General features: G+C 62.2%; 13 protein-coding genes. 6 read left to right on the forward strand and 7 right to left on the reverse strand.

Annotated features, from left to right (window positions below; translation table 11 throughout):
- Nucleotides 1–12: 12 nt before the first annotated feature.
- From AC1DYW_RS29145 to AC1DYW_RS29160, 4 genes are all read right to left on the reverse strand, one after another.
- A complete protein-coding gene (locus AC1DYW_RS29145) occupies nucleotides 13–990 on the reverse strand; it encodes a hypothetical protein (RefSeq protein WP_477228497.1) in 978 nt (325 codons plus the stop codon).
- A 65-nt stretch (nucleotides 991–1,055) separates the two neighbouring features.
- Nucleotides 1,056–3,821 (reverse strand): beta strand repeat-containing protein, encoded by a 2,766-nt coding sequence (locus tag AC1DYW_RS29150; protein ID WP_477228498.1) that lies wholly within the window; start codon nucleotides 3,819–3,821, stop codon nucleotides 1,056–1,058.
- A gap of 205 nt (nucleotides 3,822–4,026) precedes the next feature.
- Nucleotides 4,027–4,956, reverse strand: a complete 930-nt coding sequence (locus tag AC1DYW_RS29155; RefSeq protein ID WP_095090705.1) for a glutaminase — start codon at nucleotides 4,954–4,956, stop codon at nucleotides 4,027–4,029.
- Between the two features lie 4 nt (nucleotides 4,957–4,960).
- Nucleotides 4,961–6,109, reverse strand: a complete 1,149-nt coding sequence (locus tag AC1DYW_RS29160; protein ID WP_477228499.1) for a pyridoxal phosphate-dependent aminotransferase — start codon at nucleotides 6,107–6,109, stop codon at nucleotides 4,961–4,963.
- Between the two features lie 145 nt (nucleotides 6,110–6,254).
- On the opposite strand from AC1DYW_RS29160, the gene AC1DYW_RS29165 reads away from it, so the two are divergent.
- The 6 genes from AC1DYW_RS29165 to aat all read left to right on the forward strand — a co-directional run bounded on the left by AC1DYW_RS29165 (nucleotide 6,255) and on the right by aat (nucleotide 11,576).
- Entirely contained in the window at nucleotides 6,255–7,649 is a 1,395-nt protein-coding gene (locus AC1DYW_RS29165) for a M48 family metalloprotease (protein WP_477228500.1), read from the forward strand.
- Nucleotides 7,650–7,720: 71 nt separating this feature from the next.
- Nucleotides 7,721–8,524, forward strand: coding sequence for a DsbA family protein (locus AC1DYW_RS29170; RefSeq protein ID WP_095090708.1), 804 nt, complete (start codon nucleotides 7,721–7,723; stop codon nucleotides 8,522–8,524).
- Between the two features lie 148 nt (nucleotides 8,525–8,672).
- The gene (gene aroQ / locus AC1DYW_RS29175) at nucleotides 8,673–9,107 is read left to right on the forward strand and encodes a type II 3-dehydroquinate dehydratase (protein WP_095090709.1); all 435 of its coding nucleotides are present in this window, start codon (nucleotides 8,673–8,675) and stop codon (nucleotides 9,105–9,107) included.
- A gap of 26 nt (nucleotides 9,108–9,133) precedes the next feature.
- Nucleotides 9,134–9,592, forward strand: coding sequence for an acetyl-CoA carboxylase biotin carboxyl carrier protein (accB, locus tag AC1DYW_RS29180; RefSeq protein ID WP_457154931.1), 459 nt, complete (start codon nucleotides 9,134–9,136; stop codon nucleotides 9,590–9,592).
- A gap of 10 nt (nucleotides 9,593–9,602) precedes the next feature.
- The gene (gene accC, locus AC1DYW_RS29185; RefSeq protein WP_095090710.1) at nucleotides 9,603–10,946 is read left to right on the forward strand and encodes an acetyl-CoA carboxylase biotin carboxylase subunit; all 1,344 of its coding nucleotides are present in this window, start codon (nucleotides 9,603–9,605) and stop codon (nucleotides 10,944–10,946) included.
- A gap of 12 nt (nucleotides 10,947–10,958) precedes the next feature.
- The gene (aat, locus tag AC1DYW_RS29190; RefSeq protein WP_477228501.1) at nucleotides 10,959–11,576 is read left to right on the forward strand and encodes a leucyl/phenylalanyl-tRNA--protein transferase; all 618 of its coding nucleotides are present in this window, start codon (nucleotides 10,959–10,961) and stop codon (nucleotides 11,574–11,576) included.
- 12 nt (nucleotides 11,577–11,588) lie between these two features.
- Here aat and AC1DYW_RS29195 read toward each other — a convergent pair whose 3' ends face one another.
- The 3 genes from AC1DYW_RS29195 to AC1DYW_RS29205 form a co-directional block, all read right to left on the reverse strand.
- Complete coding sequence (locus AC1DYW_RS29195; RefSeq protein WP_457153299.1) at nucleotides 11,589–11,975, reverse strand: hypothetical protein; 387 nt, start codon at nucleotides 11,973–11,975, stop codon at nucleotides 11,589–11,591.
- Nucleotides 11,976–12,050: 75 nt separating this feature from the next.
- Nucleotides 12,051–12,665 (reverse strand): DUF2155 domain-containing protein, encoded by a 615-nt coding sequence (locus AC1DYW_RS29200; protein ID WP_477228502.1) that lies wholly within the window; start codon nucleotides 12,663–12,665, stop codon nucleotides 12,051–12,053.
- Between the two features lie 142 nt (nucleotides 12,666–12,807).
- The gene (locus tag AC1DYW_RS29205; RefSeq protein ID WP_457153301.1) at nucleotides 12,808–13,206 is read right to left on the reverse strand and encodes an NADH:ubiquinone oxidoreductase subunit NDUFA12; all 399 of its coding nucleotides are present in this window, start codon (nucleotides 13,204–13,206) and stop codon (nucleotides 12,808–12,810) included.
- Nucleotide 13,207: the final 1 nt, after the last annotated feature.

The following is a 13,207-nucleotide window of genomic DNA, read 5'->3' on the forward strand; positions in this document are numbered from 1 at the left end:
GTGATTGCGGGGCTAAGCTGGGCGTCGGTTATCGTCGAATTGACGATGAAGTCGTTGCCAACCGCCGAACCGTTGGCGTTGTAGAGACGGGGCGTGGATGCCGCTATCGTCGCCGGTGTCGTAGGACTGCCAGATGGCCACGAAGCGGCCATCGGCCAGCGCCGTGATGTCGGGGGCACTATGGACACTATAGCTGTTGGTTATCGTCGAATTGACTATGAATTCGTTGCCGGCCGCAGAACCGTCGGCGTTGTAGACGCGGGCACGGATGCCGTTGGCGCTACCGTCGCCACTGTCGTAGGACTGCCAGGTGACCACGAAGCGGCCATCGGCCAGCGCCGTGATCGCGGGGACAAACTCGGTGTATGTTGCTGTCGTCGAATTGACGATGAAGTCGTTGCCGGCCGCTGAACCGTCGGCGTTATAGAGGCGGGCGTAGATGTAACTGCCGCGGATGCTACTGCCCTCGCCGAGGTCATAGGACTCCCAGGTGGCCACGAAGCGGCCATCGGCCAGCGCCGTGATATCGGGGGAATTCCCGCCACTCGTTGCCGCCGAATTGACGATGAAGTCGTTGCCGGCCGCAGTACCGTCGGCGTTGTAGATTCGGGCGCGGATGCAATTGCCGATGCCGTCGCCGTGATCTTCTGACTGCCAGGTGGCCACAAAGCGGCCGCCCTCCAGCGCCGTGATTGCAGGGCTATACTGATCGCCCGTTGCTGTCGAATTGACGATGAAGTCGTTGCCGGCCGCTGAACCGTCGGCGTTGTAGAGGCGGGCACGGATGCACAAGCCATCGCCATCGCCGGGGTCATAGGACATCCAGGTGCCTACGAAGCGGCCGTCGGACAGCGCCGTGATCGCGGGGCCAAACTGACTGCCCATTGTCGTCGAATTGACGATGAAGTCCTGTCCGATACGTCCAATGGGCATGACTCGTTCTCTTTCGCTGCAGGCAGGGTTTAAAATGGCCAGCCGCCAGCATGGCATTGGCTGCACCTAAAGGTTGCATCAGAGTATCCCGTCCTGGTCAAGGACTGGTGGTACTTCTGACCTTACACCACGACGAAATCGGCGTTGGTCAGCGCCAGGTTTGCGGCCAGTGTAGCGAAATGGGTTGAGCCGCCGGCGGCACTGCCATTGCTGTCATAGTAGAGCCAGCCGGTGTCGGTCTCGTAGATGATGTGGTCGCTGCCGTCGCCGGCAAGGCCGGTGGTGTTCTTGACGAACTGGTCCGCCGTCAGCGTGCCGTTGCCGCCAAGCGCGGCAAAGAGGGCGTTGTCGACCCGGATGGTGTCATCGGCAACCGAGAAGTCGGTGATGCGGTCGACATTGGTCGAGGCATTGAGCGCCGTGGTGAAGACGAAGATGTCCTGGCCGGTGCTGCCGGACATCGTGTCGTTGCCGCCCCTGCCGTCCAGCACGTTGTTACCGGAATTGCCGGTCAGCGTATTGGCCAGGCTGTTGCCGGTGGCGTTGATCGAGGCCGCGCTGCGCAGTGCGACGTTCTCGATGTTGCCCGTGAAGTGGTTGCCATCGCCAAGGTTGATCGAGATGTAGCCATTGACGGTGTCGGTGCCGTTGGCGCCGGCGGTGCTCTCACTGACGATATCGCCGGCATTGTCGACATAGTAGCCATCATTGCCCTGAGCACCTCTCATCGTGTCGGCGCCACCTTTGCCGTCTAGCTGATTGTTTCCGGAATTACCGGTCAGCGTGTTGGCCAGGCTGTTGCCGGTGGCGTTGATCGAGGCCGCACCGAGCAGCGCGACGTTCTCGATATTGCCCGTGAAATGGTTGCCGTCGCCAAGGTTGATCGAGATAAAGCCATTGACGGTGTCGGTGCCGTTGGCGCCGGCGGTGCTCTCACTGACGATATCGCCCGCATTGTCGACATAGTAGCTGTCGTTGCCCTGAGCGCCTCTCATCGTGTCGGCGCCACCCATGCCATCCAGCACATTGTTGCCGGAATTGCCGGTCAGCGTGTTGGCCAGGCTGTTGCCGGTGGCGTTGATCGCGACCGCACCGAGCAGCGCGACATTCTCGATATTGCCCTTGAAGTGGGCGGCATCGCCAAGGTTGATCGAGATGTAGCCATTGACGATATCGGTGCCGTTGGCGCCGGCAGTACTCTCATCGACGATATCCCCGGCATTGTCGACGTAGTAGGTGTCGTCGCCGAGGCCGCCTTGCATGGTGTCGGCGCCGCCCTTGCCATCCAGCGTGTCGTTGCCACCAAGCCCGATTAGCGTGTTGATGCCTGAATTGCCTGACATGATGTTGGCAATCGAGTTGCCGGTGCCGTTGATATCACCCGTGCCCGTCAGCGTCAGGTTTTCCAGTTCCTGGCCGGAGAGATTGAAGGACACGGTACTGTTGACTGTATCGGTGCCCTCGCCATTGGCCTCAGTGACATGATCGCCGGCATTGTCGACCCAGTAGGTATCGTTGCCGATGCCGCCTTTCATTGTATCGGCGCCGGCACCACCGTTGAGGACGTCGTTGCCCGCATCGCCGCTGATCGTATCATTGCCGCCAAGACCCGACAGCGTGTCGGCGCCGTCGCCGCCGTTGATGTGGTCGGCGAAGACATTGCTGCCTTGCCAGACGTCATCTGCGGAGGTGCCGACAAAGATGGTAGGATCGAAGATTTGAGCACGAATGCAGCCGCTGCTGCCATCACCACTGTCTAATGACTGCCAAGTGACCAAGAAGCGGCCATCGGCCAGTGGCGTGATCGCTGGGGTGTACTGATCACTGCTTGCCGTCAAATTGACGATGAAGTCGCTGCCGGCCGCTATGCCGTCGGCATTGTAGACGCGGGCGCGGATACAGGTGCCAGAGCCGTCGCCGGTGTCATCGGACTGCCAAGCGGCCACGAAACGGCCATCGGCCAACGCCGTAATTGCTGGGTTAACCTGATAGCCCGTTGTTGTCGAATTGACGATGAAGTCGCTCCCGGCCGCACTGCCGTCGACATTGTAGATTCGGGCGCGGATGCAGGCGCCGCTGCCGTCGCCAATGTCATCGGACACCCAAGAGGCCAAGAAGCGGCCATCCGCCAGCGTCGTGGTTACTTGGGCATTCTGATAGCCCGTTGTCGTCGAGTTGACGATGAAGTCGTTGCCGGCCGCACTGCCGTCGACATTGTAGATTCGGGCGCGGATACAGGAACCAGAGCCGTCGCCGAGATCAAAGGAAGTCCAGGTGGCCACGAAGCGGCCATCGGCCAGCGCCGTGATCTCTGGTTCGACCTGATAGTCGTGCGTTGCCGTCGAATTGACGACGAAGTCGCTCCCGGCCGCGCTGCCGTCGACATTGTAGATTCGGGCGCGGACGCAGGCGCCGATGTCGGCATCAGTGTCAGTTGACTCCCAAGTGACCACAAAGCGTCCGTCACCCAGCACCGTGATCGCTGGGTTAAGCTGATTGCCCGCCGCTGTCGAATTGACGATGAAGTCGTTGCCGACCGCATTGCCGTCGACATTGTAGATCCGTCCGCGGATGCAGAGGCCATCGCCATCGCCGGTGTCATAAGACTGCCAGGTGGCCACGAAGCGGCCATCGGCCAGCCCCGCGATCGCTGGGGCATTCTGATAGCCCGTTGCCGTCGAATTGACGATGAAGTCGCTGCCTATCGCCTTGCCGTCGACACTGTAAATTCGTCCGCGGATGCAGATGCTATCGCCGTCGCCGGTGTCATAAGACTGCCAGGTGGCCACGAAGCGGCCATCGGCCAGTTCCGTGATCGCTGGGCTAACCTGACCGCCGGTTGCCGTCGAATTGACGATGAATTCCTGTCCTACGCGTCCGATGGGCATGACTCGTTCTCTTTCGCTGCAGACAGGGTTTGAAACAGAAGACTGCGTCAGGGGACCCGTCTTGTTCAAGGACTGGTGCTACCCCTTTGCAGTCGTCATCAACAAGAAGGGACGACATTACTGTAGTCAAGGCAGTTTTTGCAGATTTACCCGGTGGGCATGAAGTTTATCGGTCGAGCGGCGTTTCCGTGAACAATAGACCGCTCTACGGCGCGAAGATCGACCAGTTCATCATCCTGGCCAGCTTTTCCAGCGCGATCGAGCCCAGCTTGGAATTGCCGTTGGCGTTGAGGCCGGGCGACCAGACGGCGAGCGAGGCTACGCCCGGCACGATGCCCAGTATGCCGCCGCCGACGCCGCTCTTGCCGGGAATGCCGACGCGGAAGGCAAAGTCGCCCGAGCCGTCATAATGGCCGCAGGTCAGCATCATGGCGCCGATGCGGCGCGCCCGCTCGGCCGACACCACGCTATGTCCGGTCGCCGGATTCTTGCCGCCATTGGCGAGGAAGCGGCCGGCGAGCGCCAATTGCCGGCAGCTCATGGCGATGGCGCAGTGGTGGAAATAGACACCCAGCGCCAGCTCCGGCGCATGGTTGAGATTGCCGAAGGATTTCATGTAGTTGGCAAGCGCGAAGTTGCGATAGCCGGTGGCGCGTTCGGAGGCCGCGACCTCGCGGTCGATGATGATGGTCTCGTCGTCGGCCAGGAACTGGATGAAGCGCAGGATTTCGCCGATCGCCTCGCGCGGCTGGTGGCCGGCAAGCAGGATATCGGAAACGACTATGGCGCCAGCATTGATGAATGGATTGCGCGGAATGCCGTTCTCATGCTCGAGCTGGACGATCGAGTTGAACGGATTGCCTGACGGCTCGCGTCCGACCCGTTGCCACAGCGCATCGCCGACATTGCCGAGCGCCAGTGTCAAGGTGAACACTTTCGAGATGCTCTGGATCGAAAAGGCCTGATCGGCATCGCCCGCCATCAGCACGCGGCCGTCATTGGTGACGGCGGCAATGCCGAACTTCTTGGGGTCGACCTTGCCGAGCTGCGGAATGTAGGTGGCAACAGCGCCGCGATCGGTGCGTTCGGCCATTTCGGCGGCGACTTCGGCGAGCGCCTGTTCGAGTTCGGGCATGGTGCTACCTCAACCAGCGTTCAATGCGCGCCATCGCCTCGACCATGTCGTCGTGGCTGCCGGCATAGGAGAAACGCATCGTGCGGTGCCCCGCCTGGGTGTCGAAGTCGCGGCCTGGCGTCGCCGCGACATGCGCCTGCGCCAACATCTTTCGTGCGAAGGCCATGCTGTAGTTGGTGTGCTTGGTGACATCGCAAAAGGCATAGAAGGCGCCGTCCATCGGTGCCGCCAGCGGAAAGCCGAGTTCCGGCAGGCGTTTCATCAACAGCTCGCGATTCCAGGCGTAGCGACCTTTCACCGCTTCCAGCTCCTCAGTCGCCTTGAACGCCTCGATCGCGGCGATCTGCGACAGTTCCGGCGGCGAGATGTAGAGGCTTTGGGCGACGCGCTCGACCGGCCGCACCAGTTCTTCGGGCAACACCATCCAGCCGATGCGCCAGCCGGTCATGCAGTAATATTTCGAGAACGAGTTGATCACCGTCACGTCGCCGCCATAGGCAAGTGCGGTGGTGTCGGGGGCGGCATAGGCCAGCCGATGGTAGATCTCGTCGGAGATGACGGCGATGCCGAGCTCCTGCGCCGTCCTCACCAGGGCCGCCAGCTCATCGGCCGGTATGACCGCGCCGGTCGGGTTGGCCGGGCTTGCAAACAACACGCCTTTCAGCGGCTTTTCGCGATGCGCGGTTTCCAGATGACCGGCATGCAGGTAGGCGGCGTCGCCGAGTTCGATCTCGACCACGTCGATGCCGAGCGCGGCCATGATGTTGCGATAAGCGGGATAGCCGGGCGCGGCGATGGCGACGCGGTCGCCCGGATCGAACATCGCCAGGAAGGCAAGGTTGAAGGCGGCCGACGATCCGGTGGTCACCGCGATCCGGCTCGGTGAAATATCGAGGCCATAGTGATCGGCGTAGTGTTCGGCGATCGCCTTGCGCAGCGCGGCGAGGCCGAGCGTGTCGGTGTAGCCGATGCGTCCGTCCTGCAAGGCCCTGGCCGCTGCCGCGCGGACCCCGATCGGCGCTGGGTCGGAGGGTTGGCCGACGGCCATGGAAACAACCGGCACGCCCTGGGCCTTCAGGCGGTTTGCCTCGGCCAGAATGTCCATGGCGTGGAAGGGCTCGACATTGCCACGACGTGAGAGCGAAACGACCATTTAACCAGTATTCCCGATGGTTGAAGGCGCCAAACTCGGGCGCATGCGCCGCACAAATGCCCGATTGATGTGAGGATCACAAGTTGAGGAAGTTTCCGGCGCTGACTTTTCATCTTTCGCCCGCTCGTCTACCAGTGGAACCATCATGTTGAGCCGACCCAGATCGACGATTGCCCGGACAGCGCGCGTCTTTGCGACGCTTTCGCTTGGCGTTGCCGTCGCGTTGGCGGATTCGGTCAGCGCCTTCGCCCAGAACGTGCCTGTGGTACGCGACGCCGAGATCGAGGCGCTGGTGCGCGACTATGCGCGGCCGATCTTCAAGGCGGCTGGGCTGGCGAACGACGGCATCGACATCGTGCTGGTCAATGACCAGAGTTTCAACGCCTTCGTCACCGGGCGCCGGCTGTTCATCAACACCGGCGCGCTGATGACGGCCGAGACACCCAACGAGATCATCGGCGTCATTGCCCACGAAGCCGGCCATATCGCCGGCGGCCACCAGCAGAAGCTGCGCGAACAGCTCGAACGTGCCAAGACGATGGCCATCATCGCCACATTGCTAGGCGCCGGCGCCATGGTCGCCGGTGCCACCACCAACAGCCGGGGCCTTGCAGGCGCCGGTATCGGCATGGCGGCGGGCGGCGGCGAGATGGCGCAGCGAAGTATCCTCGCCTATCAGCGCACCGAGGAGATAACCGCCGACCGCTCGGCGATCACCTATCTCAACGCCACCGGCCAGTCCGGCATGGGCATGCTGAAGACGTTCCAGCGTTTCCAGACGGCGCTGTCGCTGTCGGGCGCCCAGGTCGATCCCTACCGGATCAGCCATCCGATGCCGCAGGACCGCATCGCCAATCTCGAAGTGCTGGTGAAACAGAGCCCCAATGTCGACAAGGTCGACCCGCCGGCTCTCCAGCAGCGGCACGACATGATGCGCATGAAGATCGCCGTCTATATGGAAGGCCAGGCGGGGCTGGCGCGGCTGATGCGCAAGATGCCCGGCAGCCTTGCCGCACAATATGGCGATGCCGAGTCGACGTACCTCTTCGGCAACATAGCCACCGCGCTCGCCAAGACCAATGCACTGATCAAGGCGCAGCCGAAGAATGCATATTTCCAGGAACTGCGCGGCGACATCCTGATGAAGGCGAACAAGCCCAAAGAGGCAGCGGATGCCTATGCCAAGGCAGTCAGCCTCGACCCGGCGCGGTCGGGGTTGCTACCTGTCTCGCTTGGCCAGGCGCTGATGGCCGTCGGTACGCCCGAATCCCTCAAGAAAGCCGTCGTGCAGATCAACAATGGTCTGCAGCGAGACAAGGAAAATGCGGCCGGTTACCGCTACCTTGCGCAGGCCTATGGCGAACTGGGTGACATACCGGGCGCAGAACTTGCCACCGCCGAAGGTCATTTCTATTCCGGCAACTATAAGGATGCTAAGATCTTCGCCATGCGGGCACAGCAGCAGATGAAGCGCGGCGAACCGCGCTGGCTTCGCGCCCAGGACATCATAAACTACGCACCAAAGACCAAGATCAAGTGAACCTTCCGGCGGCACGCTGCGACACAGTCAGACGAACCGGGCCGGAAAAACAGGTAGAAGGAACAGGAACGATGAAAAAGGCACTGCTGCTGGGCACCACGGGGGCCGTGGCCGCCCTGGCCATGCTGGCTTTCGGATTCGTGGCCGGAAACCCACAGATTGCCAAGGCCGGTACGGCGCAGCCGGCCCAGACGGCAGAGGCCGACACCAAGATCGACCGCACCGAGGTCGAAGGCATCATCCGCGACTATCTGTTGAAGAACCCGGAAGTGCTTCTGGAGGTTCAGGACGCGCTCGAAGCCAAGCAGAAGGAAGAGCAGCGCATCGCCCATATGGGTGTCATCAAGGATGCCAAGGACCAGATCTTCAACTCGGCATTCGACGGCGTCGTCGGCAACCCGAACGGCAAGGTCACCATCGTCGAGTTCTACGACTACAATTGCGGCTTCTGCAAACGCGCCATCGACGACATGCGGGCGCTGACCAAGTCCGATCCCGACCTGCGCTTCGTGCTCAAGGAATTCCCGATCCTCGGACCGGATTCGCAGAAGGCGAGCGTGGTTTCGATGGCGTTCCACCTGATGAAGCCGGAAAAGTATGGCGAGTTCCACAACGCACTGCTCGGCGGCCAGGGACGCGCTACCGAGGCGGCGGCGATCAAGATCGCGCTTTCGCTCGGCGCCGACGAGGCGACGCTGCGCGAGAAGATGAAGGACCCGTCTATCAACGAGGCCTTCTCCAAGACCTACGATCTTGCCAACAAGCTGGCGATCACCGGAACGCCGTCCTATGTCGTCGGTAACGAGGTGGTGTTCGGGGCGCTTGGGCAGGAAGTGCTGGCTGAAAAGATCGAGGCGGCGAAAGCCGCGCTCTGATCTTGCTCACGGGCATTTTTCACGGGTACATTTCCGCGCGTTGTGGACAGTGAAAGAACGCACTTGCGCTCTTTTCGCAGGCGTCTATGCCCATTATAGAGGGCCCAGCGCGCCGGCTTGATGTCGGCGCGGGGAAAGGTCGGCTTTTTTGAAAACGGTTTTCGTCCTGAACGGTCCCAATCTCAACGCGCTCGGCAAGCGCGAGCCGGGCATCTATGGCGGCAAGACGCTTGCCGCGATCGCCGAGGACTGCAAACAGGCCGGCACAGCACTTGGGCTCGAGATCGATTTCCGCCAGTCGAATCACGAGGGCGACCTTGTCGACTGGATTCAGGAAGCTGGCGACAAGGCCGCCGGCATCGTCATCAATCCAGGCGCCTACAGCCACACCTCGATCGCCATCCACGACGCCATCCGCGCCATCGCGCCGCTGCCCGTCGCTGAAGTCCATCTTTCCAACATCCATGCGCGGGAACCATTCCGCCACGTGTCCATGGTCGCGCCGGTTGCCGTCGGCATGATCTGTGGCTTTGGGCCGCTCGGCTACACGCTGGCCCTGCAGGCGCTGGCCGCACGCCTATGACCGGCCAACAAACAGAAGGCTCGAAAATGTCGATAAAGAAGACCGGTGTTGACCAGCAGCTGATCCGCGATCTGGCGGGCATACTGAACGACACCAACCTCACCGAGATCGAGGTTGAACTGGGCGACCTGAAGGTGCGTGTTTCGCGGCAGGCCCCGGCCGTGCACGCGATCGCGGCACCGCAGCCGGCCTATGCACCGTCAGCCGCCCAGCCCATTGCCGCGGCAGCCCCGGCAGTGGTCGACGTGGCGAAGAACGCGATCACCTCGCCGATGGTCGGCACCGCCTATCTGGCGCCATCGCCCGACGCGAAGGCGTTCATCGAAGTCGGCCAAAAGGTCAAGGAAGGCCAGACGCTGCTGATCATCGAGGCGATGAAGACGATGAACCAGATTCCTTCGCCGCGCTCCGGCACGGTGACGGCGATCCTGTTCGAGGATGCGACGCCGGTCGAATACGGCATGCCGCTCGTCGTGATCGAGTAGAGCGGGCCGGATGTTCCAGAAGATCCTCATCGCCAATCGCGGCGAAATCGCGCTTCGGGTGCTGCGTGCCTGCAAGGAACTCGGCATCCAGACGGTGGTGGTGCATTCGACCGCCGACGCCGATGCCATGCATGTTCGGCTCGCCGACGAAAGCGTCTGCATCGGGCCGCCGCCATCGCGCGACAGCTACCTCAACATCCATCAGATCGTCGCGGCCTGCGAGATCACCGGCGCCGATGCCGTGCATCCGGGCTATGGCTTCCTGTCGGAAAATGCCAAGTTCGCCGACATCCTGGCCGCCCACAACATCACCTTCATCGGCCCGTCCGGCGACCATATCCGCATCATGGGCGACAAGATCGAGGCCAAGCGCACCGCAAAACGGCTCGGCATTCCGGTGGTGCCCGGTTCGGACGGTGCGGTCACCGATGAAAAAGAGGCCAAGCGCATTGCCGGCGAGATCGGCTATCCCGTGATCATCAAGGCGTCGGCCGGCGGCGGCGGACGCGGCATGAAGGTGGCGCATACCGAAGCCGACCTCGAGGTCGCCCTGCAGACGGCGCGCTCGGAGGCCGGTGCCGCCTTCGGCGACGATGCCGTCTACATCGAGAAATACCTGGAGAAGCCGCGCCACATCGAGGTGCAGGTGTTCGGTGACGGTTTTGGCCGCGGCGTGCATTTCGGCGAGCGCGATTGTTCGCTGCAGCGCCGGCACCAGAAGGTCTGGGAAGAGGCGCCCTCGCCGGCCCTCAATGCCGAGGAGCGTGCGCGCATCGGCGGCGTCTGCGCCAAGGCGATCGCCGACCTCGGCTATTCCGGCGCCGGCACGATCGAGTTCCTCTACGAGAATGGCGAGTTCTATTTCATCGAGATGAACACGCGCCTGCAGGTCGAGCATCCGGTGACCGAAGCGATCACCGGCATCGACCTCGTGCACGAGCAGATCCGCGTCGCCTCGGGCGGCGGACTTTCGGTCAAGCAGGAAGACATCAAGTTCAATGGCCACGCCATCGAATGCCGTATCAACGCCGAGGATCCGCGCACCTTCACCCCCTCGCCCGGCACGATCACCCACTTCCATACGCCGGGCGGTCTCGGCATCCGCGTCGATTCCGGCGTTTACTCCGGCTACAAGATCCCGCCCTACTACGACAGCCTGATCGGCAAGCTGATCGTGCATGGGCGCAACCGCGTCGAGTGCATGATGCGGCTGCGGCGCGCGCTGGATGAATTCGTCGTCGACGGCATCAAGACGACGTTGCCGCTGTTTCGCGATCTCGTCGGCAATGCCGACATCGCCAATGGCGACTATGACATCCACTGGCTGGAAAAATATCTGGCCAAGGAAGAGTAGTCCGGGGACGCGATGACCCGCCCCTTCGCGCCCGGCTATCGCATCCCGACCGACCTTTTGCTCAAGGCCTACGCCTCGGGCGTGTTCCCGATGGCCGAAAGTGCCAGCGATCCGGAGGTGTTCTGGGTGCGGCCGGAAACGCGCGGCATCATCCCGCTTGATGGTTTTCACACGCCGAAAAGCCTCAGGAAAACGATCAAGAAGCATCCTTTCGACATCCGTTTCGATTTCGATTTCGAAGCGACGATCGACGGCTGCGCCGAAAGGCGCGAGGAGCGCCGCTCGACCTGGATCAATGCGCCGATCCGCGAAGCCTATGTCCAGCTGCACCGGATAGGGCATTGTCATTCGGTCGAGGCATGGCGCGAGGACCGGCTGGTCGGCGGCCTCTACGGCGTATCGCTTGGCCGGGTGTTCTTTGGCGAAAGCATGTTCGCCAGGGAGACGGACGCTTCCAAGACCTGCCTATTTTATCTCGTCGAGCGGTTGAAGGCGCGCGGATTCGCCCTGCTTGATACGCAGTTCACCACAGAGCACCTCAAGCGCTTCGGCGCGATCGACGTGCCGCGCGGCAAATACGAGAAAATGCTGGCCGACGCGCTGAAGGGCGAGGCCGTATTCTATCCCTGACGATCCGGCCTCTTACTTCCCGGCCGCGGCTTGCAGCGGCGTCTGCGAATGGAACATCATCTTCCAGCCGTTGACGCGATGGACGTAGCCGGTACTGACCAGCGCCGCGTAGGGCTCGCCGTTCTCACGCGTCGCATGCGCCTCGTAGGTTAGCATGACGATGTCGCTGCCCGGCTCGATTATTCCCTTGAGCTCGATGTCGAGATCGCGCCAACGGTTGGGCTTGGTTGCGGTCTTGGCGAGATCGGCATTGTCCATGGCCTGTGCCATCTGCGGAAACGCCACCAGGCACTCGGTGTCGGCATTGGCCGCGTAGTAGGCCGCGTCACCCGTCCAGAACCCTTTTTCGAGTTCGAGCAATTCCGCCTTGCCGGCGGTGATCCGCTTGCTGTCTGACATCGGAATATCCTCCATGCGCATGAATGCGCGGTCGTCCGTGGTCCAACGCATGGTGGCCACGACGGTTCCAGAGGATCAGTTGGCTTCGGTGGTATCCGGTTCCGTGGTATCCGGTTCCGTGATAGCCGGGTCCGTGGCCTCGGGCTCTACAACGTCCGGAGTGGCGGCAGGCTTCGGCATGGCCGCGGCAGGCTTCGACGCGTCGGCTTTGGTCGTGTCAGCCTTGGCGGCGTCGGGCGCCGGCACATCCGACTTCTGCTTGCATTCCTTTAGCCAGACGTCATAGACGGCATGTTCGACGGCGTTGAGGCCAGGGCTTTCGGCAAACATCCAGCCGGTGAAGATGCGGCGGATCTTCCGGTCGAGCGTGATCTCGTCGACCTCGACGAAGGAGTCTGTCTTCGGCTCCTCGGTCTGCGGCCTCGAGTAGCAGACGCGCGGCGTCACCTGCAAAGCACCGAACTGCACCGTCTCGTCGATATAGACATCGAAGGTGATGATGCGGCCGGTGATCTTGTCGATGCCGGCAAACTCGGCGATGGGATTGGTGACCCGGTCCGATCCTGCGGGCGCCGCCGGCGCCGGTGCAGCGGGCGCCGGTTCAGGCGAAGCGGCAAAGGCAGCGGTGCTGACGGCAAGACTGGCGGCTAGCGCTAGGCCGCCCGTCGATATTCGGTTGAAAAAGCTCATCTAGGGGTACCGGTGGTTCGCGCCCGGGTGATTCTGTCGATCGCCAAGGCTAGTCGCCGTTTTTTGATCAGCAAGCAGCTAAACACCAATTGTGGCGATAAAGGACCGGCCTGCACCTTGCGCCGTTACAAGTCGGGGGCCGTTACGATCCGGGTGTCCAGGCGTCATAGTCGCCCGTGACCTGCGGGCGATGCTGGTTGGTCAGCACCGAGCCTTTCGGGCGGTAGGCCGCCGGAGTGCCGGTCAGATTGGGCTGATGTGGCTTCTGCCAGTCGCGGGGCTTGTAGGTCTCGCTGGCGGGCGCGACATCGACACGGTGATGCATCCAGCCATGCCAGCCGGGCGGTATCGCGGAGGCTTCCGAATAATTCCGGTAGATGACCCAGCGGCGCGTGCGGCCCTCCGAATCGATGCCGCCTTCGTAATAGACATTGCCTGTCTCGTCCTGGCCGACCTTCTTGCCGTGCCGCCAAGTGTACAGGCGCGTTCCCAGCGTCTGGCTGTTCCACCAGGTGAAAAACTGCGTAAGGAAAGTCTTCATC

This window comes from Mesorhizobium sp. P2_D5, from assembly GCF_056404355.1.

What these genes read in the sequence shown, in the direction of transcription:
- aat (WP_477228501.1), top strand. Translation starts at nt 10,959, where the DNA reads ATGACCCGCCCCTTCGCGCCCGGCTATCGCATCCCGACCGACCTTTTG.
- AC1DYW_RS29200 (WP_477228502.1), bottom strand. Translation starts at nt 12,665, where the DNA reads ATGAGCTTTTTCAACCGAATATCGACGGGCGGCCTAGCGCTAGCCGCC.
- AC1DYW_RS29145 (WP_477228497.1), bottom strand. Translation starts at nt 990, where the DNA reads ATGCCATGCTGGCGGCTGGCCATTTTAAACCCTGCCTGCAGCGAAAGA.
- AC1DYW_RS29150 (WP_477228498.1), bottom strand. Translation starts at nt 3,821, where the DNA reads ATGCCCATCGGACGCGTAGGACAGGAATTCATCGTCAATTCGACGGCA.
- AC1DYW_RS29205 (WP_457153301.1), bottom strand. Translation starts at nt 13,206, where the DNA reads ATGAAGACTTTCCTTACGCAGTTTTTCACCTGGTGGAACAGCCAGACG.
- AC1DYW_RS29195 (WP_457153299.1), bottom strand. Translation starts at nt 11,975, where the DNA reads ATGTCAGACAGCAAGCGGATCACCGCCGGCAAGGCGGAATTGCTCGAA.
- AC1DYW_RS29170 (WP_095090708.1), top strand. Translation starts at nt 7,721, where the DNA reads ATGAAAAAGGCACTGCTGCTGGGCACCACGGGGGCCGTGGCCGCCCTG.
- AC1DYW_RS29160 (WP_477228499.1), bottom strand. Translation starts at nt 6,109, where the DNA reads ATGGTCGTTTCGCTCTCACGTCGTGGCAATGTCGAGCCCTTCCACGCC.
- AC1DYW_RS29165 (WP_477228500.1), top strand. Translation starts at nt 6,255, where the DNA reads ATGTTGAGCCGACCCAGATCGACGATTGCCCGGACAGCGCGCGTCTTT.
- AC1DYW_RS29155 (WP_095090705.1), bottom strand. Translation starts at nt 4,956, where the DNA reads ATGCCCGAACTCGAACAGGCGCTCGCCGAAGTCGCCGCCGAAATGGCC.
- accB (WP_457154931.1), top strand. Translation starts at nt 9,134, where the DNA reads ATGTCGATAAAGAAGACCGGTGTTGACCAGCAGCTGATCCGCGATCTG.
- accC (WP_095090710.1), top strand. Translation starts at nt 9,603, where the DNA reads ATGTTCCAGAAGATCCTCATCGCCAATCGCGGCGAAATCGCGCTTCGG.